Annotated in this window: 24 protein-coding genes; 1 reads left to right on the forward strand and 23 read right to left on the reverse strand. The window is 45.6% G+C overall.

The genetic code is table 11. The features are described 5' to 3' along the window. The 23 genes from rng to DYB02_RS16655 all read right to left on the reverse strand — a co-directional run bounded on the left by rng (window position 1) and on the right by DYB02_RS16655 (window position 24915). Window positions 1-1470, reverse strand: a complete 1470-nt coding sequence (gene rng, locus DYB02_RS16545; RefSeq protein ID WP_005461826.1) for a ribonuclease G — start codon at window positions 1468-1470, stop codon at window positions 1-3. Between the two features lie 18 nt (window positions 1471-1488). Then, window positions 1489-2058 (reverse strand): Maf family protein, encoded by a 570-nt coding sequence (locus DYB02_RS16550; RefSeq protein WP_005461824.1) that lies wholly within the window; start codon window positions 2056-2058, stop codon window positions 1489-1491. A 4-nt stretch (window positions 2059-2062) separates the two neighbouring features. Next, window positions 2063-2551, reverse strand: a complete 489-nt coding sequence (gene mreD / locus DYB02_RS16555) for a rod shape-determining protein MreD (RefSeq protein WP_005461823.1) — start codon at window positions 2549-2551, stop codon at window positions 2063-2065. Beyond that, window positions 2541-3437: a rod shape-determining protein MreC gene (mreC, locus tag DYB02_RS16560; RefSeq protein ID WP_005461822.1), complete on the reverse strand. Its 897-nt coding sequence runs from the start codon at window positions 3435-3437 to the stop codon at window positions 2541-2543. Before mreC ends, mreD begins: the two co-directional genes overlap by 11 nt. 137 nt (window positions 3438-3574) lie before the next feature. Next, window positions 3575-4618: a rod shape-determining protein gene (locus DYB02_RS16565; protein ID WP_005381144.1), complete on the reverse strand. Its 1044-nt coding sequence runs from the start codon at window positions 4616-4618 to the stop codon at window positions 3575-3577. Between the two features lie 151 nt (window positions 4619-4769). Beyond that, complete coding sequence (locus tag DYB02_RS16570; protein WP_029804039.1) at window positions 4770-9287, reverse strand: DUF8613 domain-containing protein; 4518 nt, start codon at window positions 9285-9287, stop codon at window positions 4770-4772. A gap of 4 nt (window positions 9288-9291) precedes the next feature. Then, window positions 9292-9726 (reverse strand): hypothetical protein, encoded by a 435-nt coding sequence (locus DYB02_RS16575; protein ID WP_025625468.1) that lies wholly within the window; start codon window positions 9724-9726, stop codon window positions 9292-9294. Beyond that, window positions 9716-10429, reverse strand: coding sequence for a PilW family protein (locus tag DYB02_RS16580; protein ID WP_025621693.1), 714 nt, complete (start codon window positions 10427-10429; stop codon window positions 9716-9718). Before DYB02_RS16580 ends, DYB02_RS16575 begins: the two co-directional genes overlap by 11 nt. Further along, complete coding sequence (locus tag DYB02_RS16585) at window positions 10429-11028, reverse strand: type II secretion system protein (protein ID WP_029804041.1); 600 nt, start codon at window positions 11026-11028, stop codon at window positions 10429-10431. Before DYB02_RS16585 ends, DYB02_RS16580 begins: the two co-directional genes overlap by 1 nt. Next, window positions 11025-11504 carry a type II secretion system protein gene (locus DYB02_RS16590; protein WP_029804042.1) on the reverse strand — a complete coding sequence of 160 codons (480 nt, stop codon included), beginning with the start codon at window positions 11502-11504 and terminating at the stop codon, window positions 11025-11027. The genes DYB02_RS16585 and DYB02_RS16590 overlap by 4 nt, the downstream gene beginning before the upstream one ends. Before the next feature lie 115 nt (window positions 11505-11619). Next, the gene (locus DYB02_RS16595; RefSeq protein WP_005388453.1) at window positions 11620-11853 is read right to left on the reverse strand and encodes a type II secretion system protein; all 234 of its coding nucleotides are present in this window, start codon (window positions 11851-11853) and stop codon (window positions 11620-11622) included. A gap of 66 nt (window positions 11854-11919) precedes the next feature. Beyond that, a complete protein-coding gene (locus DYB02_RS16600) occupies window positions 11920-12375 on the reverse strand; it encodes a type II secretion system protein (protein ID WP_021822980.1) in 456 nt (151 codons plus the stop codon). A gap of 289 nt (window positions 12376-12664) precedes the next feature. Next, the gene (locus DYB02_RS16605; RefSeq protein ID WP_029804044.1) at window positions 12665-13126 is read right to left on the reverse strand and encodes a hypothetical protein; all 462 of its coding nucleotides are present in this window, start codon (window positions 13124-13126) and stop codon (window positions 12665-12667) included. A gap of 3 nt (window positions 13127-13129) precedes the next feature. Then, window positions 13130-14353 carry a type II secretion system F family protein gene (locus tag DYB02_RS16610; protein WP_029804046.1) on the reverse strand — a complete coding sequence of 408 codons (1224 nt, stop codon included), beginning with the start codon at window positions 14351-14353 and terminating at the stop codon, window positions 13130-13132. An 8-nt stretch (window positions 14354-14361) separates the two neighbouring features. Then, the gene (gene mshE, locus DYB02_RS16615) at window positions 14362-16086 is read right to left on the reverse strand and encodes an MSHA fimbrial ATPase MshE (protein ID WP_005456306.1); all 1725 of its coding nucleotides are present in this window, start codon (window positions 16084-16086) and stop codon (window positions 14362-14364) included. Next, window positions 16083-17159: a tetratricopeptide repeat protein gene (locus DYB02_RS16620; protein WP_029804048.1), complete on the reverse strand. Its 1077-nt coding sequence runs from the start codon at window positions 17157-17159 to the stop codon at window positions 16083-16085. The genes mshE and DYB02_RS16620 overlap by 4 nt, the downstream gene beginning before the upstream one ends. Further along, complete coding sequence (locus DYB02_RS16625) at window positions 17156-18001, reverse strand: ExeA family protein (protein ID WP_005497278.1); 846 nt, start codon at window positions 17999-18001, stop codon at window positions 17156-17158. The genes DYB02_RS16620 and DYB02_RS16625 overlap by 4 nt, the downstream gene beginning before the upstream one ends. Window positions 18002-18044: 43 nt before the next feature. Beyond that, a complete protein-coding gene (gene mshL / locus DYB02_RS16630) occupies window positions 18045-19688 on the reverse strand; it encodes a pilus (MSHA type) biogenesis protein MshL (RefSeq protein ID WP_029804050.1) in 1644 nt (547 codons plus the stop codon). 20 nt (window positions 19689-19708) lie between these two features. After that, on the reverse strand, window positions 19709-20038 hold the full coding sequence (locus DYB02_RS16635; RefSeq protein ID WP_005481006.1) for an MSHA biogenesis protein MshK: 330 nt from the start codon (window positions 20036-20038) through the stop codon (window positions 19709-19711). Beyond that, entirely contained in the window at window positions 20031-20681 is a 651-nt protein-coding gene (locus DYB02_RS16640; RefSeq protein WP_005497276.1) for a type II secretion system protein GspM, read from the reverse strand. Before DYB02_RS16640 ends, DYB02_RS16635 begins: the two co-directional genes overlap by 8 nt. Then, entirely contained in the window at window positions 20678-22123 is a 1446-nt protein-coding gene (locus DYB02_RS16645; protein WP_029804051.1) for a PilN family protein, read from the reverse strand. The genes DYB02_RS16640 and DYB02_RS16645 overlap by 4 nt, the downstream gene beginning before the upstream one ends. Before the next feature lie 11 nt (window positions 22124-22134). Continuing rightward, complete coding sequence (gene csrD / locus DYB02_RS16650; protein WP_025547508.1) at window positions 22135-24144, reverse strand: RNase E specificity factor CsrD; 2010 nt, start codon at window positions 24142-24144, stop codon at window positions 22135-22137. A gap of 240 nt (window positions 24145-24384) precedes the next feature. Beyond that, window positions 24385-24915, reverse strand: a complete 531-nt coding sequence (locus DYB02_RS16655) for a single-stranded DNA-binding protein (protein WP_005466625.1) — start codon at window positions 24913-24915, stop codon at window positions 24385-24387. A 278-nt stretch (window positions 24916-25193) separates the two neighbouring features. On the opposite strand from DYB02_RS16655, the gene DYB02_RS16660 reads away from it, so the two are divergent. Continuing rightward, on the forward strand, window positions 25194-25838 hold the full coding sequence (locus DYB02_RS16660; RefSeq protein ID WP_005480993.1) for a LuxR C-terminal-related transcriptional regulator: 645 nt from the start codon (window positions 25194-25196) through the stop codon (window positions 25836-25838). Window positions 25839-25933 lie beyond the last annotated feature (95 nt).

Raw genomic sequence — 25933 nt, forward strand, 5'->3', positions numbered from 1 at the left:
TTACATCATCACGACGTCAAACTGTTCCTGAATGTACAGGGGTTCAGCCTGAATACGGACTTGCTTACCAATAAATACTTCAAGTTCTGCCAGCGCATGAGACTCATCACCCAAAAGCGCTTCTGCAACAAACGGCGATGCGTATACGACAAAGTTGTCGGCATCGTACGCTCGGTTTACACGAGTGATCTCGCGCAGAATCTCGTAACACACCGTTTCAACCGTTTTCACGGTGCCACGGCCTTCACAAGTAGGACAACCAGAACAAAGAATATGTTCAATACTTTCGCGCGTACGCTTACGCGTCATTTCAACCAGACCTAACTGCGTAAAGCCATTGATGTTGGTTTTCACGCGGTCTTTCGACAATGCAGCTTCTAACGAAGTTAGTACTCGCTGACGATGCTCTTCTGACGCCATATCGATAAAGTCGATAATGATGATGCCACCTAGGTTACGCAGACGTAACTGGCGAGCAATGGCTTGAGTCGCTTCAATATTGGTATTAAAGATGGTCTCTTCTAAGTTACGACGACCAACAAACGCACCCGTGTTGATGTCGATGGTGGTCATCGCTTCTGTTTGATCGATGATTAAGTAACCACCCGACTTGAGCTCAACTTTGCGCTCCAAAGAGCGTTGAATTTCGTTCTCAGTGTCGTACATATCAAAGATAGGCTTGTCACCTTCGTAAAGCTCAAGCTTATCGGTCAGCTCCGGTACGTACTCAGAAGTAAACTCTTTGAGGTTCTCATATTCTAAACGTGAATCGACCAAAATCTTGTCGAGTTCCGTTCCAACGAAGTCACGCAAAATACGTTGTGCAAGACCAAGCTCGCCATACAGCGTTGAACGTGTCTTGTACTTAGAACGACGCTCCATGACTTTCAGCCATAAGCGTTTTAGGAACGCAGCATCTTGAGAGAGTTCTTTCTCGTCCGCCCCTTCTGCGGCCGTGCGGATAATAAAGCCACCGTGCTCATCGCAGTAGTGATTCACCACTTTTTTAAGGCGCTCACGTTCGCTTTCGCTTTCAATACGTTGCGATACACCAACGTGGCTAGCGCCTGGCATAAAGACGAGATAACGGGAAGGAAGTGTGATGTCAGTAGTTAAACGCGCACCTTTAGTGCCAAGAGGATCTTTAACTACCTGTACGACGATATCCTGACCTTGGCGAACCAGTTCAGAAATGTCACGAACTTGAAACTGCTGTTTCTCGTTCTCTGCCACACATTCAGTATGCGGAACGATATCAGACGCATGTAAAAACGCCGCTTTATCTAAACCGATATCGACGAAAGCCGCTTGCATGCCAGGCAGCACTCGGCTTACTTTGCCTTTGTAAATGTTGCCCACAATGCCGCGACGAGATTCGCGCTCGATATGAATTTCTTGTAGTACTCCACCTTCAATCATGGCCACACGAGTTTCACTCGGGGTCACGTTAAGCAGCAATTCTGCACTCATGTGCACACCTCAAAACAATTATAAAAATTCTTGAATTAGCTGATCGGTTTCGAACAAAGGTAAGCCTACTACAGCGTGATAACTGCCTTCGATTCGGGTGACAAATCGCCCTCCGAGTCCCTGAATACCATAACTTCCAGCTTTATCGCATGGCTCTCCTGACTGCCAATATTGTTCGATTTCTTCGTGAGTCAGTGGCTTGAACCATACGTCAGTGGTGACGACCACCGAGTGTTGTTGTTCCGATGATACGACGCTCACCGCTGTCATCACTTGATGACGACGACCGGATAAGTCAGTAAGCATACGCTTTGAATCTTCAAAACTTTTTGGTTTCTCTAACACACGGTCATCGCATACTACGACCGTGTCTGAGCCCAATACAACGGAATCAGGCTTAGCCAACGCTAAGCCTGCCTGAGCTTTTTCCAAAGAAAGACGCAGCACGTAATCTTGTGCTTGCTCATCAGCCTGTTTGGCTTCTTCGATGTCCGGTAATACGATATCAAAGTCATAGCCTAGTTGAGCAAGCAGCTCTTTTCTTCTCGGAGAACCCGAAGCGAGAACGAGAGATAGGCTCTTTTTCACCGCATTACCTTACGTGCCAAGCGCGACGAACTCGTCGCATTAATAAAAACATCCATGGCCAAAGTATACAGTTTATTGCCGCCGTCCACAGAGATAATGGATTAAATACTACGTCCTGGTTCAAATATTCCCCACAGAATATCAAAACTTCCAATAACGCAGTAAAAAAGGCAATTAAAATCGACTGTTGCCACAATGCCATGTTACGAATTAGCAAGAAATTCAGTGCCACCAAGTAGATGACAATGGACATCATCATGCCCCGAATTCCTAGCGTTGAACCAATGAGAATGTCCCACAATAAGCCCAACACTAACGCCGTGCCGACGTTTACTCGATGCGGCAATGCCAGCACCCAATAACACGTCACCAAAAATAGCCATGAAGGACGAAGTAGGTCCAATACACCTGGCCAAGGAATGGTTTGCAGTACTAGCGCAACGAAGAAACTAACACCAATCACCATTCTGCTACGCAATACATTACTGGCCATTAGTTACCTCTTGTTCTTGCTCTAACCCGTCATTCGCATTGGATTGCAATACTTTGTGCTGACGATCTTCGTTTGGCCAGATCAACAGCAAGTATCGTAGACGATCAAACTCCACCACAGGTTCGGCTTTGATCGATGCAAACTCTTGACGAGTATCGTGATCAACATTCGTGACCGTCGCCACAGGGTAGCCTTCAGGGTAAATGCCTCCCAGACCGGATGTCACAAGTAAATCACCAACTTGAATATCTGTACTGGTTGGAATGTGTTCCAGTTGGATTTCATCCATTTCACCATTACCTGATGCAATCACTCGAATATCATTACGAATGACTTGAACTGGAATGGCATTTTTTGCATCTGTCAGTAGCAATACGCGCGCATTGTGCGCCGCAACAAACGTAACCTGACCGACAATACCTTTTTCGTTAATAACGGGCTGACCAACGTACACACCGTCAATTTGGCCTTTATCAATCACCACTTGATGACGATAAGGTGAAGTATCCACCGCCATTACTTCGGTCACGACCTTCTTCTCATCACGAACAAAAGACGAGCCAAGCAACTTACGCAAGCGTTGGTTCTCTTCTTTATATTGATCGAGCAAGATCAATTCGCTTTTTAGACGAAGCACTTCGCGCTTTAAGTTGCGATTGCCTTCTACTAATGCCTGACGAGTATTAAAACGTTCGAATACACCATCAAACATACTGCGAGGCATATTCGCTGCGTACTGAATTGGCGCAACCATACTGTTGAGTAGGTAGCGAACGTTGGAAAACGTATCTAGACGACTATCAGCCAGCATCAAGCTCGCCGACACGATGACAGCAAAAAACAGACGTAATTGCAGAGACGGGCCTCTGCCAAAAATCGGTTTCATCTTGTTTTTAACCTGATTGCTTCCATGATTATTGAGCCTTACTTGGCAACCTGAAACGCGTTCAGATATGGAGCATGTTTGAATTACAGAGAGAGCAGAAAAGAAGGTGAAGCCCGTTATGAGCTTCACCTACATTTTTATTCTTCAGAGAATAGATCGCCACCGTGCATGTCGATCATTTCTAGTGCTTTACCGCCACCACGTGCCACACACGTTAGTGGATCTTCAGCGATAACTACCGGAATACCCGTTTCTTCCATAAGTAGGCGATCAAGATCTTTCAGTAGTGCGCCACCACCGGTTAGCACCATGCCGTTTTCAGAGATGTCTGAAGCTAGCTCTGGTGGACACTGCTCTAGCGCAACCATGACTGCAGAAACGATGCCTGATAGCGGCTCTTGTAGAGCTTCTAGGATCTCGTTTGAGTTCAAGCTAAAGCTGCGTGGCACACCTTCTGCAAGGTTACGGCCGCGAACTTCAATCTCTTGAACTTCATCACCTGGGTAAGCAGAACCGATTTCGTGCTTGATCTTTTCTGCCGTAGCTTCACCAATCAAACTGCCGTAGTTACGACGCACGTAGTTGATAACGGCTTCATCAAAGCGGTCACCACCGATACGTACAGAAGACGAGTAAACCACACCATTTAGAGAGATAACGGCAACTTCAGTAGTACCACCACCGATATCGACCACCATCGAACCTGTTGGCTCAGAAACACGCAGACCAGCACCAATCGCCGCCGCCATTGGCTCGTCAATTAGGTAAACTTCACGTGCGCCCGCACCCAATGCTGATTCACGAATCGCACGGCGCTCAACTTGAGTAGAACCACAAGGAACACAAACTAGTACGCGAGGGCTTGGCTTAAGAATGCTGTTATCGTGCACTTGCTTGATGAAGTGCTGAAGCATTTTTTCGGTTACGTAGAAGTCAGCGATTACGCCGTCTTTCATTGGACGGATAGCTGAAATGTTACCAGGTGTACGACCCAGCATTTGTTTTGCTGCATGACCGACTGCAGCAACGCTTTTTGCAGAACCTACACGATCTTGACGAATAGCAACTACAGAAGGTTCATCAAGGACAATACCTTGTCCCTTTACGTAAATTAGAGTGTTGGCAGTACCCAAATCGATAGATAGATCGTTAGAAAACATGCCACGAAGTTTCTTAAACATACTCTTCGCTCATCCTGCAAAAATTTAGAAGACAAAAATTGTCCTAAATGTACCAATGCCTCGCTGTCACAGCAAGGCATTGGTACACAAACATGAGCAGAAAGCCTCAATTTCTTGCAGTTTCCTTACTTAACGCAAGAAACCGAAGTTGTTACTGTCCGGTTAATCCCGGCTCGCCACGATAAATAACGCGATCATTACCACGGTGAATACCAAATGTGACAACGGAGGATGGATTTTCTTCGACAGTTTTTTTTCCGGCAAGTTCTTTTACCCAGTCGTACTTGAGCCAAGGTAAACCATTGGTTGAATCATCAAGATCTAACCAAACGCGCGTTTGCTGACGGTATGGTTCAGCTTGAGTTGCAGTAATTGAGCGAGAAGAACCTGAGGAAACAGTCCCACCACCTCCTAACGTGACTGCTTTCGGAGCAGCACTAGCACCTGTTGGCCAAATGTGACGCAAGGAATCCTTTTCCATCACTCCCATAACTTTTGTCTGGCTGTCATCTTGATTAACAATAAAACGCCCATCATTCCAATATTCGACTCTTAGCGGGATATGTAGCGTTGTACCCTGATTTCCACCTACATCATCAAGAGCAATGCGACCAAAGCGAATGTCTGGTTGGACATTAAGTTCTTTTGTACCAATAGTCACACCAGTTTTGTCTACTGAGGATGAGGATTGAGCAATAGAAATTGAGGTATCCGATGATTTCTCTAAGTAGTTCAAAGGACCATCGGGTTTAGACACCACTTTATTCCATACAAGATCATTTGCGCTAAATTTACCTACACTGTGTCCTGATACATGCGCATCGTTGGCATTATTCAACCAACTACCGGAGTAATCACTCTGAGAAATAAACCTACCAACATTGTCAAAGTTGTTTTCATACAAGTTAAACTTCGCGAAGTAATTTTTGAAATAAGCATAATTACGCAGGGCTCCGCCCCCTTTTGACAACGCTTCAATATAGAATTGTTTTAGTCCAAAAGGCTGCCCCATATACGTAAAACTTTGTTCATTGGGGTATGCCCAAAGAGTGGACATATCAGCATCTTTATTTTCGTAAACGCTAAATTGTCCGGGATAGAATCGACCAACCGTCAAATTACCATCTTGGATTTTAAACGCGCTGCTACCAAGATACAGAGACTTACCTAAATCATTGCCGTTTGCGTCCGTTGCGATAGGTGCCATCGCCTTAAACTCAAAAGCTCCCACGTCAGACACAGATTGATCAAACGTCACACGGCCACTAGACCATTGACTTGATTCTGGTAGTTCTTCATTCAGAAGCTTGGCTAGCGCCCCATTGGACGGATACTTAACGCTGTTACTGATTACAATAGTCTCTTCTTGGTAGTTTTTCGCTACAGAGCCACCATCTTGATAAGCGGTAATGGTCATATCAAACTCTTCACCGGCAGCAATAAAACTGTTGCTACAGCCCTCATCGGGTTTGGTGCAGGCTCCGTTTTTATCCGCTTTGGTTGCCGTTAACTCCAGATATTTAGGGAAGCTGACAAAGCTAGCAAAACCGGCGGAATCACTCACTCCATTCACACTCGCATTGAGCTTCACTCTGCCGGCTTCCGGGTATTTAATTTTAAAGTACGCCTTGCCCTGCGAGTCAAAGTACACATTATTCAACACGGTACTTTTGGTCTTAAGTAACGTTGGCTCGCTGGTCCACTCAGCCGGGTTGTTGCCGACCTTTCTCTTGTACCAGATTGAAACCGACTGGGTTTTATCAACTGGCGCGACTTCATATTCCATCGACATCTTAACGTTACGCGACTCGCCATCTGCATCTGCCTTCGAGGAACAGAATGATAAGTGGTTTTCGCCTTGACTCTGCTGGTTAGCCACCACATCAGCCACGTTGACCGCCAAAACATTCTTAACAAAGGTCACATCACAGTTCTCTGCCGAGAGCGGGCCACCATTAATACGACAGCGTGCGCCTTCAAAACCAAACTGCGGTACCGAGCTGCTGGCCACGCCCATGGTAATAGTACCGGACTCCGAAGCCTGCAGCGCTAATTCCTTCTGGTTTTCAAGCGTGACCTGTGTACCACCGACCCAGTTGGCAATGGCATGTCCAACCGGAGGCGTCAGCGTCACATTAAGCGGCTTAAGCACTCCGTTATTGTATACGTCACGCGGATAACGCTTGCTACAATCCGTATTCATGCACGCACGTAGCTCCACTTGAGAAGCCTGACACGTACTGCCCGAGCCAGAGTAGTCAAACTCGAAGTGATGAATACCATCCGTTAATCGCGAGAACTTGTCCGCACAGACTTGGAAATTATCAATCTCGTGGGTATTGGTAGCCCAGCCGGTTGATGCGGTGACCGACAGGCGGAAGTTCTCAGGTACCGTATTAAAGTTACCTTGCTGGTAGACATCAAACTTCTCGATTAGTGTCTTCCATTGTTGTGAACCAATTTTTCTTTCCACCGAGAGATAGTATTTACCCGCCGTACGTGAGTTGAGAATTATTCTGTAGCGATGTAGACCTCCGTTGCGGTCATCAATATCTTCGGCTGGCTGCTCATTTTTTTTAAGCCCATAGCCTTTAATAAATTCATAGCCATTGAGCCATTTACCATTCGCGTCCAGAGCCGCCTCTCCTCGTATTCCTACCACATTCGGTTTAAGGGTTGGATCTTGCAGAATAGTTTCTCCACCGGTGCGATAATAGTTACCAAACTCGTCGAAACCAACCCCCAGCCACCCACCAGCAAAACCTTCAACATCTTCACTGAGATGCTCCTCGGGATGGTTAATCTTTCGCTTCATCCCGTAGCCCAGCGGGCCACCAAACGCACCAGTTTGCGGCGGCACCTTGGCATCCGACAGCACTAGGGCAATACCATCGCCACCTGTACCACTATGAGCGTAATGGTCAAACTCAACCTGTAAATAGTTTTGTGCCGATGGGAACACATAGTTGTAGGCCGACGCGGTAGCCTGATTCCGTATATTTTCATTCAGCCTAAAGCGCTTACCAGTCGCCTGCGGATGGGTACTGCTTTTAAACCCCATCACTGACCAGTTGGCTAGGCTGCCGTTATCGAAGTTTTCGGGTGGTAATGGCTTACACTGCTTAGGCTGCTGCGGCGTCCAGCACGGCTGCGGATAGTCCGGTTTGGCAACTTGGGTCAAACCTTGCATATCTAACCAGCGGCTGGTGACCGCACCGTCAATTTGTTCGCCGGTATCCAGCACCAGGCTCTTGGCAAGAATAAAGCCTTTAAACTGTTGTGACGCGGCGGTTTTGAAATGCACACTCGCCTGTGGCCCATAGATCACCGGCAATACCAAATCACTTTGTGTGGTACGGTAATCAAAATAGGCATCTTCGAGTTTAAAATCAGCATTGTTGCCGGTATACGAGCTGGGCGTCTGATTCGTACCCACCACATTCCAGGTAACGTTGCTACCAAAAATCAGCTTCGGCTTGGCGCCTATATTTTTGAAAGTTTTCACTGTCAGGTTGGTGTTATCGGCCAAATATAGTGAGAGATTGGACTTAGACTCGTAAACCAACTCTTCTATTTTGCGTTCACCAGCGATCTTCAGTTCAACCTTTTGACTGTTTGCACTTTCAATAATCTTTAGTCGTTTAAGGTCGCGCTTCAAGCTGATGACAACGCGATCGCCGAATTCTTGGTAACTACAAACATCTGAACCATTACCACAAACCTTGCCATAGTATTTTTTTGCACTTGGATTCGTACGAATAGCCTGTTGTTTAGTGGCGTTAAAGGTTGCGTTCAGAGCACTCGGTTTTTCCGCTTTGCGTCGCTCTGTCAGGCCATCACCACCCGCCAAACTGCCATCTCCCGCCAAACCATCTTTCGGGAAACAGCCAAACTCGTTATTACAGATATAAGGGGTTTTGTCCTTGTACAACTGTGAGGCCTGCTCACCGCTATCAAAGCCCACGCGCAGGTTGCGCCACTCGCTGCCGCTGTCCCAGTTCTGTTTGTAGGTGTAGAAGTTGCGGCTGTCCGCCAGATATTCGTCAGACCAGCCCAACGCCCTGACAGTTGAATTAGTCACAATCAGTTTGCTTTCTTCCTGCTGCCAGCCTTGGACAGGTTCAGGGAAGAGCTGACACACATTATCCGGCACCGCAAAGCTGGGAGTCTGGTTAGGCGTCGGTCTCGGGCCAGGATTACAATCTAAACCAGAAAGCCCACGTCCGTTATCAAAGAAAACATCGGCCCGATCTGACATGTTGGTGAAATAGTGGTTCTCTGCACTGGCCGCCTTAACCTGTACACCATTGTGATAAAGGAAATAATCCAAGTCGGCAGAATAGAGATTACCGTACTTTCTTACATTGTGGTACTCAATGCGCAGGGTATAAATCTGGCCGTCATTTAAATCATATTCGCCAAAAATACCCGAAACCTGATCATCTGCCGACCAAAGCGGATGCAAAATCACATTGCCATTTCCACGGCCATTTCCGCCACCTTGTTTTCTTAAATAGATCACGCCATTCTGTTGATTAGCTTGATATTCAGCTTCGAACGCAAACGAATCTTTTAGCTGAACCGAACAAGACTCCGTATCTTGCCAGGTATCCGCGTATGAAAAGGCAGACAGTGATAGCGAAATTAAAAATAGTATGGTCTTTTTCATTATTCTAATCCTTTACCCAAACCTCTTGCTGACGCTGTACCTGTATAACCCCAGAACCACACGTTGCCGTGGCCTGCACCCTAAACAGAGATTCAGCATCAAGGGTACCCTCATTGAAAGTACCTATATTTGTACATGCCATCGCATTAACCTTGCACCCACTTCCCACAGCTACTTGCGGAACGGCACCGCTGACCTCCCCACTGCATACGGCCGCGATATCTGTTGTACTGGCATTTAACGGATACATCTTGGTCAGTGCCCACTCATTTGCAGACTGAGCAACAAACCAAGCTTTTGTTCCCAAAAACTCTCTTGTTAATCCGCTTTGATTCGACCATGTCACTTTCATTAAAGAGGAAGCCAAATATCCCATTACAATAATGACGAATAACACGATGATTAGTACATTTCCGCTGGAGTTTCTTCTATGGGACATTGAGCACCTGCACATCTTGTTGATACACACTACGTTCACCATCCTGCTCAAACTCTAGATTTATATGAACTAAACCACCTCGTTGCAGAGTAGGCTCTAGATAACGCATACCACTTACGGACGTATCGACACTATCCGCAACCGTAATACCATTTCGCGTAACTTGCTTGGCATCGAAACAGTAGCGAACCTCCGACTTATCTTGATAAATATAAAGACGGCTAGAAACAGAGGAGCCCGTAATCGTACTTGCCGCCCCTGTAACAACAAAAACCTTACCTGTTTTAGCTAAACCACCAATGGCTATATTTTGCGAAGAAGTTGATTGTAAATCTTCATATCGGCTTGGATTGATCACCATCCTGCGATTCGCAGGAATAGGATTAAGCGTTGAGTCATTACCTAGCAAAAACTCTAAGTCATTATTCTTAAACGTGTAAAAACCAGAATACTCAATCGGAACAAACTCTAAGCAATGGGAAGCATCCTTTGGAACATGAAAACTATTAGGTACAGCATGGCGGATTTCACGCGTCATCTTTTCTAAAACAAACTGAGCCTGCGTTTGTATCCGTTGGCGATCGATAGTATCAGCGTATCCTTTCACTCCTAACTGGACATAGCCAGCTATCCCCAACATGATGAAGCTACCGACCACAATCGTAACTATCATTTCCATTAAGGTGAAACCACGATCTTTCATCAGTAGTTCCCCTTAATGGCTGTTAAAGTAAGGGGCTGCGTGTTCCCCGCAAAAATCCGTAATGTTACTTTTTTGTATTCGGTTATTTCATCGGGAGCTTTATCCGTCAGATCATCATATGCAACGCTAACTTCTAATCTAAAGTTTTTGTACTGCTCAGTACTGTCCGCACCAAGTACATCACTAATATTCCCTCTAGGGATACCATCACACTGAGAAGCCGTTGTAGATGTGCTCCAACACCCGATATAGTCATCGACATCGTTGAAAGAAATCGGATTTGATGCATCCTCTCCGTAGTCAGTATCCACACCTAAAGTCGAAGAACATAAATTCAAAGGATTATCGGGATGAGGGTTGTCTTTAGGCTCACCACATCGAACAGTACCACCATCAAAGTCACTCCACTGGTCAAAGCCTCGTGAAAGAATCTGTGACATAAAACCTTGGCCTAATGCAGCGGCACGAGTTTGATAATGGGGTATGGCGGAATCTCGAATTTGAGGGACGAGGAAAGAAGTAAACGCCACCATCGCAATACCCATTAAAACAATCGCGATGATCATTTCTATTAAAGTCATGCCACTAGATTTATTCATGAGCATGTACCTTTAGAAACATAACCTTGAGAATTAATTTCAACTTGGCAGCGGCTTCGACCATGTTTATCTTCAATTAAGATGTTTACAGCCCCACTTACAGGATTGCCGAGAAGGTTAAAATTAATTGTATTTGCGGCACCGCTGATAACGGAAAACTTTGCGGACTTATCGATAACCACGTCACTACGGGCATCTTGTGCACTACCTATTAGTGCGCAGGCAGCAACCGAACCAACACATGAGCTAGAAACTTGCAAACGAAAGTTGTCATCAGGTTTCTCAACATTTGACTGCATACGATTCACCTGCACTTGGCGAATCACAGAAATCACTCGTTCTTGTAATGTATATGCTGAGAAACTGCTAGAGCCCATAAAACGGCTGGCTGCAAAAAGTGAAAGGATAGAGAGGAGGACAACCACTAGGATTAACTCCATTAAAGTAAATCCTAATGTAGAGCTGCGAATTTTCATAACCCAACCTTAGGCTTAGAACAAGCGAGATAAGTATACGATGAAATTATGAGAATAATGATAGATTTATAATTTTTCGATTCGAAGTGTGAACAGATGAACAAATAACCAATATCTAGTTATTTTGCCCTTTTGAACGGCCAATTTCTTCTTCAATTCGATCGTAAGTTTCTTTGTTGCTTAGCGTCTCAGAAACGTGCTCAGCGGTTTGCTTGGTTTGCTCCCACTTTGCTTCATAAGTTTCTGGCTCGAAGCTGATAAATCTTGGTAATACCACATAACCGATCACACCTAAGATAATCAGCACAACCACAAACTCTATTGCACTAAGACCTGATGATTTACGCATATGTACTATTCCGAGATTAATCAAAATAAAGAGATAAAGGCCAGACTAGCTGGCCTTTGAATTTAATTAATTGCCACAATCATTAACTGTAATTGTTGGTTCTTGTGCAGTTGGTAGCATCGAGTATTGAACAGAACAGTTAGAAGCATCATTGTTTCCTTCGTAACCAAATGTAATAGCGTTGCTACCTGATGTAATGACATTCCAATCTGTATCCAATCCTGTTACGGCATTCATAATGCCATTCCCAGACGCCTCTGGATAACCATTTACTAGATTGATAGTTCGACCATTCTCAGTAATTGACTGCCCTTGAGAAACCGATTCCAAACCATCAATTGCAGCCTTGCCATACACAATACCTGCTGCGCCATCTAAAGCACCTTTAAGGCCTTGAAGAGCTGAGTTACGAGCATCATCTTGTAGGTTAAGGAAACGTGGTGCTGCAGTTACCGCTAGAATACCTAGGATTACAATTACCACTACCAATTCGATAAGGGTGAAACCACCTTGTCTTTTCATTGTTTACTCTCTCTATGTAAGCATGCAGAGTGACTGCAAAGTTTATCGGTCATGCGACCATTTTGGATAATGTCAAAACGGTGTGGCATCTCAACAATAAACCAAGGTTTATTCATTGAGCCCTTTTTCTACCGCTTGAGCAGAATGACGATTCGCCATTATTAAGTTAAAGCCGTGCAAAAAAGATATCCCATGTTTGGTTTACTTTTTATTACAACCTTTTGCTTATGGTAATGTTTGCATTATACCGACTTTCATTCCCATTTATAGTACTTAAGTGTCAAAAAATTCACTCCGCCGACATTTCGACGTCTATTATCAGTCGATTAACGGTAGACATAACTACAATTGTTTGGCCACTTTCGTAAGTATAGTTGCAGATATAACGATTACTTTTGATTGTTCCGCTAATATCTAATAACTCACTAGCCATAATCTTACGTTGCGGGTAATGAACAGCTAGCCAATATCCGCAATCGAGTACGCCTTGTTGTGTGAATGGCGACACCAATCCCCCTTCAGTCATGGTGAGTTGAAAACCATCCATTTCCATTTGATTGGGCTCACCTTGTACTAACCACGCTTGGTGATAACGCTGAACACTGTCTAGCATCCAAACCTTTGCGAGTTTTGCACCTGTCGCTTGTGCTTCTTCAGTGACTGGCTGCAATTTAATCGCCATTCCAACCACGATGATGACCGCAACTAAGCCAAACATAATGAGCGTTGCTCGGCTTTGATTCTCAACCACGCATTAGCCACCTTTGATGATGTCCAGCATCCCCCACATTGGTAAGAAAATACCCAATGCAAGTACCATCACCATCCCAGCGACAATGACCAAAAGTAATGGTTCTATTCTTGCCGTCAGTGTTTTAAGGTCATAATCCACTTCTCGATCATAAAAATCTGAGACTTCGAGCAAAAGTTCATCAATACGACCCGTTTCTTCACCAACTGCAATCATTTGAATAACTAATGGCGTAAAAATATTGCTGTTGATGGCAGTAACAGAAATGGTGCTACCCGCTTCGATGGCTGCTTTCATCTCTAAAATTCGATTTTCTAAAAAGCGGTTACCCAATGCTTCACCAGCAAGTGCCAAAGATTGGTTGAGCGGCACACCTGATTTCAACATCAACGAGAATGTTCGAGCAAAGCGCGACAATTGAGCGCGATTTACGATATCACCGACGATTGGTAAGCGGAGGCGAAATTTATCAAACTTCTCCCGTCCATCTGCTGTCGCAACCCAAGCTTTGAACACAAAGAATGCACCGACCATAGCGGCAATGAGCAATCCCCAGTAGTGAACAAAGAAGTTGGACGTCGCAATCAAAATCCGAGTTGGAAGTGGCAACTCAACCCCAAAACGAGTAAACATCGATGCAAACTCTGGGATAACCAGAATGTTCAGAATGAACATGGCGATGGTAATAAATACGATAACGAACGTCGGATAGCGCATCGCGGCTTTAATGCGTTTACGTGTTTCTAGCTCTTGCTCATAATAGTTTGCTAGCTGCAGCAATGCCTCATCGAGTCGACCGGTATTCTCACCCACGTTGATCATGGAAACGAATAACGGACTAAACACTTTGTTGTGCGGCTGCATCGCAGACGACAAGCCACGACCATTACTCAACTCAGAAACCACATCTTCTAGCGCTTCTTTAAGCTGTTTGTTTTCACAGTTTTGCAGTAAGCCGCGCATTGAGCGCAGCAAAGGCACACCAGCTTTAGTTAAGCTGAACAACTGACGAGAAAACAGAATAATCACTTCCAGTGGAATGGCAGGAACCAACAATTTAGACAAACTAACGTGCTTCTTTACGCCTTCTTTCTCTAAGCGCAGATTGAGCGGGATGATCCCTTTATTCATCAACGCTTCCGCTGCAGCTTCTGAATTCACCGCATCGATTTTGCCACTGGTTGATGAGCCGTCTAATGTGCGGCCTTGATAACGAAAAGTTGGCATTCACTTACCTACATGAAAATGGGATCAGTTTTACCCGAAGCGTCACCCTCGCCGAGGGTCATCACTTCATCCAGGCTCACAGCACCTTGCAGCGCAAGCTCCATTGCTGAGGCAAGAAGCGGTTTGTAGTTTTCTGAACGTCGAGCCGCTTGTGCAAAGCCAACCGCATCATTCGCACGCAGCTTGTCCATCATCTCATGTTCCAGCTCAAGCATTTCAAACACACCGATTCGACCTCGATATCCCGTCAAGTTACAGTTTTGACAACCTGCTCCTTTGTGGAAAGTCACCCCAACTTGATTTGGAAAACGCCCCGCTAACCATTGTTGACGCGACTCATCGAGATGATCTTGAGTTTTACAATCTGGACAAACACGGCGAACCAATCGCTGAGCTACAACGGCACGCACGGCACTGGCAACGAGATAGCCTGGCGCCCCCATGTCGATCATACGCAGTGCGCTGTCGACCGCATCGTTGGTATGCAACGTACTCAATACTAAGTGACCAGTTAATGCTGCTCGTAAGCCAATCTCTACCGTCTCTTGATCACGCATCTCACCAATCAAAATGATGTCTGGGTCTTGGCGTAAGAAGGTGCGTAGCACGCGTGAAAACGTTAAGTCGATCTTGCTGTTGATCTGTACTTGCGTGATACGTGGTAAACGGTATTCCACCGGATCTTCTGCGGTGATGATCTTTTTACCCGGTTCATTGAGCTCACTCAACGCGCCGTAAAGTGTCGTGGTTTTACCCGACCCCGTAGGGCCGGTTACCAAAATCATGCCATGAGGACGAGATAACTGACGACGCAAGCGCGCCAGTAGCTCAGGCGGTAAACCCGATTCTTCTAATGGACGTAAGCCTGACGACTGGTTAAGCAGACGCATTACGACCGATTCACCGTACTGAGTCGGTAACGTCGACATACGAATATCAATCGATTGACCACGAACTTTGATGTTGAAGCGACCATCTTGTGGCAGACGCTTCTCAGAAATATCCAAGTGAGCCATCAATTTAAGGCGTAATACCAATGCAGAAGCGATGTTCACTTCGTTCAGAATGGTTTCATGCAGCACACCATCGACACGCTGGCGTAAACGCAGGACTTTATCGTCTGGTTCGATATGGATATCCGATGCACCAACTTGCACCGCGTCTTCAAACATCGAATTAACCAGTTTTACAACGGTGACTTCTTCACTGTCGGCTTCATCGATGCCATAGTCAAAGCTTTGTACGTCTTGGTGCTCGGCTTGTAACTGCTCAGCAAAGGACGCGATCTCTTTAGTACGGCGGTAGTAACGGTCGAAACTGCTGATCAACTGACGCTCAGAGGCTATGATGAACTCAAGGTTGTACTCACCGAGCAAGTTCATTAAAGACTCTTGGGTAAACAGATCCGCCGGATCACTCATCGCAACACGTAGAGTGTCACCATTACGAGCCACCACCATTGCACGTAAACGACGAGCATGCACTTCTGGCAGTATTTGCACCGCATCCGCATCCACTGGAGCGCGTCCAAGATCGATCAACGGTAATCCTAGTTGCTGAGACAAGAACTCCAGCATTTGCTTTTCGGTAATAAACCCGAGGTCAATCAGGGCATCACCTAATTTTTGTCCGGTACTGCGCTGAGCGGATAGAGCTTGCTGGATTTGATCTTCCGATACGATGCCTTCTTCAACAAGTAGGTCACCTAAGCGTTTTCTCAACTGAATTTTCATTGTGCGCTCTCCAGTTGCTTTAAGATGGTTAATCGATCGCGAATGAAAGCTTGCGACTGATTCGAGATCCCTACTTTACCCAACGCTTCGTTGTAAGAGTTAATCGCAGCAGTAAAAGTGAGCGCTCGCTCTTGCTGAATCGCCAAACCAAGCCACCAGCGGGCATTGTCTGGCTCGCGTTGAGTCAGTAGCTGGTAGCTTTCTAATGCGATGTCGTTTTGTTTTTGTTTCTGCGCAAGGGCTGCGCGCATTGCCAAGTAATCTCGACTCGGCATTGGAGGCAAGTGAACCAGTGGGCTCAGTGCCGCAGAAGGCTGATTGGCTTTAACCAATAGCTTCGACAACGCGAGTCTTAGCGGTTGGTTATCCTTATCAAGGTTGATGCCTTCTTGCAGGATTTCGTAAGACTTTCTGCTATCCCCTTTACCGAAATAAAGCGCCGCCAGTTTTTGACGCGTTTCGATATTGCTTGGCTCATAACGCAATGCTTCGGTATAAGCAGAAAGCGCCGTTTCCATATCGTTCGCATCAATGGCTTTTTCTGCTCGACTGATCGCTTTCAACGATAACTGACGGTGTGAAAGTTCAACTTGCTCAATGCGCATTGAACTCTCTTCAACCAAATTGGTGGTCGTATTGCTCGGTGCATTCGCTACTTGTGCGATCAGCATCGGAGCGTCTGAACTCATATCCGCATCCGCACGTGAACCAAATACGCCCTCACTAGGTTGAGGCGTTGGTAATGCTGCAACAGCTTGTGGTTTTTCTACAGGTTTAGAATAAACCACGTTGCTGGTTTCTGGTGTCATCTTATTCGTAGGAGAAGATGCCAGACGGTCAGAATTAGTGGTGTCTAAAGGTTGCGTTGCGCTTGGCTGGAACGATGTGATCTCATCTGAAGGTGCTGGGCCTTGGGACACAGCCCAACCGCCGACGGCAAGACTTAATGAAAAACCGGCAACCAGCCACAGCCAAGGTTTACTGCGTGAGACATTCGGAATCTCAGCACGAGTAAGTTCACTCGGTGATGTTTTTTCAGCAAGTTCAGATAATGCTTTATTGATGGCACTCAAGGTTGACTCCATCCCCAAAATACGGGTGTTTTAAACTTAGGTTTACGGGCATCAAACGTATCGTGCATAGCCGCATAAACGTGATGATTTTTCAGTAAGGTACAACGGTCGTTAAACGCAGCTAACAGAGCTTTATGGCTAATTTGGTTGATTAACCTTGGTATGCCCATGGCAGAACGCCAAATCGCTTTTTTCTGTTCAATGGAGAAAATGTGCGACCCATTGCCCGCTTTGTCTAAGCGATTATTGATGTACGCAACCCCTTCATCGACAGATAACGGACGCAACCCACAACTGAACGTAATGCGTTGACGAAACTGTCGTAATTCGTGCATGGACAAGCGTTCATCCAATTCAGGCTGACCGAAAAGTACCAACTGAATTAATTTGTCTTGCTCGGTTTCTAAATTGCCGAACAAGCGCAGTGTTTCTAAAGCCTCAGGAGAAAGAGCTTGAGCTTCATCGACAATCAGAACGGTTTTCTTCCCGGTTGAATGCACACGAATCAAGTGTTCTTGAATTAAAGAAACAATGCGCAATGGATCGTCATTATCAATACCTAGCTCTCTTGCCACGGCAAACTGCAATTGCTCTCCGTTGAGCACAGGATTGGGTAGATAGACCAATTCCACTTGCGATTCGATCTGTTCAATCAGCTTGCGACAAACCATGGTTTTGCCCGTACCAACTTCACCTGTCACCTTAATCACCCCTTCACCCATCTGCACGGCGGCTAAGATGGTTTGAATCGCCTCATAGTGAGGCACTAACCCCAAAAACATTTCCGTATTTGGGGTCAGTGAGAAAGGTTGAACTCGAAATCCAAAATGCGACAAGTACATAACGAATCACAAACTCTTTGAAAAGCTAACGTTTCTTCTGCGCTTATTGCGCATCAGGGAACCACTCTTGCAGCAAATCACGCGAGCGCTCTAGCTCTTTTTGCCAAGAGTTCACGCCAACAACGGTCGGTTTAAGCAGAATAACTAGCTCGGTTTTTTGCGTCACATTCGAAGTGTTGCGGAACAAGTGACCCAGAGCTGGCACGTCGCCAAGGAATGGGACTTTTGACACTTGCTCGACATTTTGTTGCTTCATCAAGCCACCGATAACCACTACATCGCCATCTTTCGCACGAATGACCGAATCTGATTCGCGAATCGAGCTTTTTGCCAATGGCAATTGAATGTTTTGGAATTGACCGCCAAGGTTTAGCTGTTTTACCTCTTCCGTTACTTCAATAACTGCAGGGTGGACGTGCAGGAACACGTTGCCCTTGTTGTCGATTTGTGGCGTCACATCAAGTGAAATGCCCGAGAAGAATGGCGTCAGTTCGACTTCAGGGACCGCATTAGAGTTTTCACCATTACCCGCATTACTGGAAAGCTCAGTCACGAAGTACTGATCGGTACCAACTTTGATCACTGATTTTTGGTTGTTCGCCGCCGTAATACGTGGACTTGAGAGCACATTTAGGTCGCCTTGCGTCGACATAAAGTTTAATACAGCCTCGAAGTTACCATCAGAGATCGTAACGTTGGTTTGACCGCCAAGAAGCGTACCAATCGCATCTAATGGAGGCAGAGCAGAAGCAGGGCGATTAACAATGATACTTCCTGAGTTACCAATTGACGCCGATAAGTTCGACCAGTTAATACCTTGCTGGTAACCATCGCTGAGCGTGACTTCTAAGATTTTCGCTTCAAGGATCACCTGGCGCTGCATTCGTTCTTGAGACACACCCAAAAACTCACGCACTTCACGAATATCATCAGGGAAAGCTCGCACGGTGATCACACCAGCTTGTGGCGTAACTACCACACTTTGGCCTTTACCCGAACCAATTAAGTTCGCCACCGCTTGTTGCAACATTGGCCAAAAATCACTTTCGGTGATGGTTTCAATGCGCGTTCCGCCTGTTGATGTCGTCGAGCTATCGTTGCCGTTATTGCTGTTGTTGGAATCTGAAGAGTCTGAGCTGTCTGAACTACCACCAGAATTGGACGTTCCAGCTGAAGTAACGGAACCCGTGACTATGCTCGTCAGTGAGCGACCTGAGCGTTTAAACTGTAGGTAGTCGACTGGAATCGTCACCGTACGCATACCTGCCGGATAAACTTGGATTACTTTGCCCGATTTCATGACATCGTAACCGTACATGTTTTGTACAACGCTAAGCACTTCATCTAATGTCACGTCAGAAAGGTTGACCGTGATATTACCTTGAACCGCTGGATGAATCGCGACGCTGTATTCTGTCCCTTTTACCAATGAAGCAAAGAAACTTCTCGCCTCTACTGCATTGGCTTGGATACGAAAACGCTTTGACGTTCCGTTATCAGAAGAAACATTGGAGTCTAAGTTAGGCATAAGATCCGCTTCTACCGAAGAAGGAATTTCCTCCAACGCGCGGCTATTCGCTTGATTGATAGATTCATTGAGAGCTTGCTTCACTTCAACCGGATCGTGGTGACCCATCGAACATCCCATTAAAGAAGCAATCGTTATTCCTACAACTAATTTGCGCATATCTGATCAGGCTCTGGTTATTATTTTTTTACGTTTAAACCAAAAAGCTCAAGGTTCCACTGACGGCTACCACGCTTTAAAGTTACAAATTCACTATTGATGCTTGCTACTCGATAACCGTTAAACAGTTCACCCTGTTCGACAAGCCGGTTATTCATGATTGCGACACATTCGGTATTTGGCTTACAGACAATGCTGTTCAGTGTCGGCAAGCGGTATTGTTTCGCTTTGGGCTTAGCAGACACCTCTGCTGGTTTTTGCCAACCAAGTGGTGCAGTTGGATCCTGATTTGCCAAGACTGAACCAGACAAGGCGATAGCCGCGATTGAGATAATGAGTTTTTTAACCACCGATAAACTCCTCTCGAGAACCTAATGTGTACACTTCAAGCACTAACTTCGCTTTTGGATATTCTTCTACTTTGTAACTGAAGCTACGCCAAAAATAGCTGGCAGGTAAGCTCTCTAACTTGTTTAAGTAGTTGGCGATAGAAAAGTAGTCACCAGTTAGCTCCATGCGTACTGGGTGTACGTAGTAGCCAGAGTATTGTGATGCTTCTTTATCTTCTGTGATCGGCTCAGATGGCAGAGTCTGCAATGACACCAAGTGAATGCCACTTTGCTGCTCTAATACGCTCTCTAATACGCCCGCCATTTGTGAAGGCGTTACCAAGTGTTCAATAATTTGTGACAACTGCATCGAAAGATGCTGACTTTCCGTCAACAGGTTGGAAATTTCCAAATCAATATCCGCGTTTGGATCTTTCTTCAATTGAGCCTTAACACGTAAAATATCAATTTCTGTTTTTTGGTTTGACTGCTTTAAGTTACTCAGCTGTCTTTCATTGTTTGAGATCTGATTGAGCTTAGGTTCTAGCACCAACGTAAACAGCAACATAACTACGGTCACGAAGCCACACAGCGCCACCAGCATTTTCTCGCGCGCGCTCATGTCTCCAAAGCGCTCTTCTAATGAGCTCCAGAATTCGTTCATTTCTCTTTATCCTCGCGCGTTTTCAACTCAAACGTCACTATGTCTTTCTCATTGCGACCGATTTTCACGTCGTCAAATGTTCGCCCAACAAGACTGATCTCATTCTTGAACTGGCTTACCCAACTCGGCACTGAACTCGGAGCTTTCGCTAAGCCTTTTAAATCCAAGGTGTTGTTGTTGATGCGAATTTCGGATAAAGAGATTTCTTGGTTGCCCAATTTTGCTAATGACTGCATCACACCTGAGTAACCCGTGCGTTGCGAATCATCGTACTTGCCCACCGCTTTCAAGGAATCTCGCTTAGCTTTGACTTCACGCTCTAGACGCGCTTTGGCCGCTAACTTATTTGGATCAGGTTGATGCTTACGCAGCTTCACTTGGTAGTAATCTAAGTCAGATTTAAGAATATCGCCCTTGCCTTTCACAATCGCGATTTCATCTTCCAAACCTTCACTTTGCCAAGACACGTAGCCGTAAGACAACAGAATCACAGCCGCAGCCGCACCCCAAGAAATCGCCACATTTTTTAGCGTAAGGAGATCTTTTTTCGGCTTTAAATGATCAGGATATAGATTGACGCGTCGATTTGTAGACGACGCCGCCGCATCCGCAAGCACATGACCAGAGAGTTCATGTTCTTCAGGCAGTAGTGACGATACTTTGGTGCTTAAGCGGTAGTTAAGCGACTGAACCAATTCGTTCTCATCTTCTTCATCACAGCACACTTTCAATTGGTGCAACTGAACCTGACGAAGCTGAGCAGAGAGGTAGTCTATCGAACGTTGTAGCTCCAGAGACAAACTGTCCATCTGTAGCTCGCTTGACGGTACGCCAGTAAGAGGAGGTGTCACGCTACGAATCGAACGATGGAATGCAATGGTGTGCTCAACAAAAGCACTGATGCGGAAATGCCCACGCGCGCTGCGTTGCAGCAACAAAAAGTTACCAAGCTCACCAGCGGTATCACCCCAAACATCATCTTCCGGAATGATCGCTTCTAACGGCAATTGAGCACGACTAGCCAGTAGCACAATTTTATCAAGCATCTTTCTTGATAAAACATAAGCTTGCACTTTACTTGAGTTTGGTAGCTCTACCGCATCAGCGATGATGTCGATGGCACGCTCAGAAATAAGCTCTTTGAGTAAAAACGGCAGCGCCGCCGACCACTCTTGGCGTGGCATGGCTGGCTTGTCGATTTGATACATCTGATAGTAGTTGTGAGACAGCACTACGGTCAGAGAATCATAAGCGCTCGCGGCAACGCTTAACGCTTGCTCAACAGCGCGTTCCCAATTTGATTCAGAAATTTCAAACTGAGACGGACGGCCACTTTTAGCTGGTGATGATAAATAAACTGCGTCTGGCTGAATAACCAAAAAGCAAGAGCGACCACCACCAGATGATCGCATCAGCTTGTCGAATACTGCTTTAAATTCCATGATTATTATCTTTATTTTTTCCGCCAGCGATTTCGTCTTCCCAATTTAACTTGGGATTCTGATTGAGAATGTTGCGCTGTTTGTGGGCGAGGAAGATATTGCTGCTCTGCAGAAAAATAGCGTCCTTGTCCGCCGTACACACCTAATTCAAGAAGCGTGTTTAGCTCTTGTTGATTCTCAATTCCCACTGCTATGATTTTGGTTTTGCTGTTCGCCGCTGCACCTAGCATACTGCGGACAAAAAGCTGGTTCTCATGTCGCTGATCGATTTTTGCTACCAAGCTGCGATGAAGCTTGAGATAACGAATGTCCACTTCTTTTAGGTAGTGAGTGCTGACGATGGTTCGTCCCGCTTGCCCCACCATGAGATGGCATCCCAAACCGGCCAGCATTTTAGCGACTGGTCGCATAAAGTCTAAGTGTCTTACAAATTGTGCTTCCACAAACTCAAAATTGAGACACTTTCTCTGCTCGCGTGACAACTGTAAAAGTTCATCACGAAACCACTTGAAGTATTCGCGATTCGAAAAAGGCGTCACATTTAGATTTAGAGCATAATTTTTAGAGCTGTCAAAATTCTCTTTAAAGTCTTTTAAGAATTTATGAAGTACAGCTCTATCCATTTGAGCTTCATAGCCCACTTGTCTGATAGCAGAGATAAACCGGGACGCTTTAACAATGCCATTTTCAGGATCCCGAATTCGACATGTTAACTCTTCGTGTAAGGCTTTTTTATGCGTCGCATCACTTATTGAGTGAACCGATTGTGCGTAGAGTATCACATTTTCTGATGTAAGTGCCGTATCAAATAACGTACGCCATCTCACACTTCCGCGCGCTTCTTCATCGTGGTTCCATTTCTTAAAACGGCTCCAGTTATTGTTGTTTTGTAGCTGCGCACTTCTGAGTGCCGTTTCCGCCTCATCAATAATTTGGCTGTGTCGCTCTCCCTCTTTGTACATAGTGATACCAATATGGCACCAGTTGTCGGGGTCGAGCGGATCTGGCGGCGTAAGTTTCTCTAGTTGACGAATACATTGTGAGGCCAAGTTGGCAACATCTTTGGCGCTTTGATGAGGTAAGAACAGTGCAAAATCGGCATCGTAATAACGAGAGAACACCACGTCTGGGTAACGCTGCACTAAATTGGATAACAAGCTGCCGACTTCAACAATAAACTCGTCGGTGATTTGCTTATCTTGCTCTTCTTCCACGAGCTTCCAATCTTGAATACGAATCAGCAAGACCGCGCCACGTGCGCCACTCTCTAAAAGAGCCGATTCCAGCTTGCTATCAAAGAGCACTCGATTGGCTGTTCCAGTGAGCTTATCGAGAAAAGTTTGAGTGCGGATAAAGGTATCAAAGCGGCTGCGCTCCTGACGCGCATCCTGTAATTCTTCGATCAACACATCGAGTGCTTCACTCGCGGTGTAAGGCCACTCTTTTTTATCTCCCTTGGCGTATTGCTCAACTCGCCCCGCCAAGATCATTCTTCCTCGCTCTTCCAGCATTTCTGAACCAGCAAGCTGCTCTTTTAGCCACGCAACACCGCGCATCAAACAAAAGATGATCAAAATAACGGCGAGAGTGATCGACCACAACGCCTGCATGGAGTAGCTGTAACCTAAGTAAGGAGGGATGGCTTTAAAACGGATGACATAGTCTTGATTGTGAGTCAGCTGGTACTCAGTTTCAAACAAGGCCGACGCTTCTATTTGATGCGAAGTGTCTTTGAACCGATAAACGACGGCGTTGTTTGTCGAGAGCGTCATTTCAACGATGTTGCTTGCTTGCAACATTTTAGGCATCCAACGCTGCATAGAATAAGCTGCATCAGGATCTTCCATCTCTTTATCAACAACCTCGACAATCCCTTCCAAATAATGGGTAAGGTATTCTTGCCCAAGTCGTTTGAAAGAGAGGGTGCCGCCGACAAACAAGATAAACATTGCGCATATAACGATCATGGTGACAAAAGCCACCAGCCGCGTGCTTAGCTTAAGAGTTGGGGTATACCTCATGAATACCAAATTCCTTTTCTATTCATCATATACCTTATTGAAATATTTATACTTGATAAGTGCTCGGCAAACAATCGGATTAGTCTGATTGTGAGAGTTGGAAGCATATAGAGAATTGCTTTCATTGATAAGCTTTATCGTTAGTGCGAAGTGATTAAAAAGATCGGGCTCACATGCTGAATTCAGGCAATAAAAAAGCCGCGATATTCGCGGCCTTTTCGATTCAAACATAGCGGGGATTTAGAACGGAATATCGTCATCAAAATCCATTGGTGGCTCGTTGTATTGCTGCTGTGGTTGCTGCGGAGCCTGTTGCTGCTGTTGAGGTGCATTGTATTGCTGCTGAGCCGGTTGTTGAGGTTGACCCCAACCGCCTTGCTGCTGTTGTTGACCGCCCATTGCAGGAGCGCCACCTTGAGCACGGCCACCAAGCATTTGCATTACACCATTGAAACCTTGAACCACAACTTCTGTTGAGTAGCGATCTTGGCCACTTTGGTCTTGCCATTTACGAGTTTGAAGTTGGCCTTCAACGTAAACTTGTGAACCTTTACGCAGGTATTCACCAGCAACTTCTGCCAACTTACCGAACAACACAACACGGTGCCATTCTGTTTTTTCGCGCTGTTCGCCAGTCGCTTTGTCACGCCATGACTCAGAAGTAGCAATCGTGATGTTTGCTACCGCACCGCCATTAGGCATGTAACGAATTTCAGGGTCGTTACCTAGATTCCCCACCAAAATAACTTTGTTAATTCCACGGCTGGCCATGATGTGCTCCGTTTCACTCTGGATCTGTATATTAATTTTAGCGCAATAGAATACACGCTTTGATGTTTTGGTTAAAGCCCAATGCCATTGTGTTCGATCACGCCCTACGCTAGAACCAAAATCTCAGTTCAACTTTCATATGTAGCATTTTTGATTCGCGTTGCAGACTTCATTCGTGAACCTTTGAATCTCAACGCATTTATTCACCAAAGCTATAGCTCTCCCCATACTTTAATGCCAACTTACGGCCTCTACTGAACCTTGGGAGATTTGAACACGTGAGAAAGTCGGCTTACGCAAGAAAGCTATTTCTGATTAGTATGGAAGACGATGCTGCGCAGAAAGTCGCATCATTAGAAAAGTACATCGATATGAGCATTCCTGTAATCTCAACCGATGCCCTAATGGAAGCGAAACCCGAACATCGAAATAAAATTCTACTCATTGACTTCAGTGAACATAAATCACTCGTTCAATCGATTAAAAACCTGCCATTGGTTTGGAAGAACTTTGAGACGGTCGTATTCAACGTTCCAAAACGCCTCACTACGGATGAACTGCTCGCCTTCGGTCAATTAAAAGGCTTGTTTTACAGCGAAGATTCTTTAGAACAAGTAGGCGAAGGACTGAAAGGCATTGTCAACGGGCAAAACTGGCTACCACGCAACGTAACCAGCCAACTGCTGCACTACTATCGAAATGTGATAAATACCCACACCGCGCCAGCAACCGTCGATCTCACCATTCGCGAACTGCAAGTGCTGCGTTGTCTGCAAGCTGGAGCATCGAATAGCCAGATGGCAGAAGAACTGTTTGTTAGCGAATTTACGATCAAGTCGCACCTGTATCAGATCTTTAAAAAGCTCTCAGTGAAAAACCGAGTTCAAGCCATCGCTTGGGCCGATCAAAACTTGATGTCTTAACCTTACATTCATGTATTAAGACGACTAATAGAACCAGAAATTACGAGCCCAGCGAGTCGAATAGTGAACACAACGAGAGAGTAAGTTTCCTGTTT

Source organism: Vibrio parahaemolyticus (assembly GCF_900460535.1).
Lineage (GTDB): Bacteria > Pseudomonadota > Gammaproteobacteria > Enterobacterales > Vibrionaceae > Vibrio > Vibrio parahaemolyticus.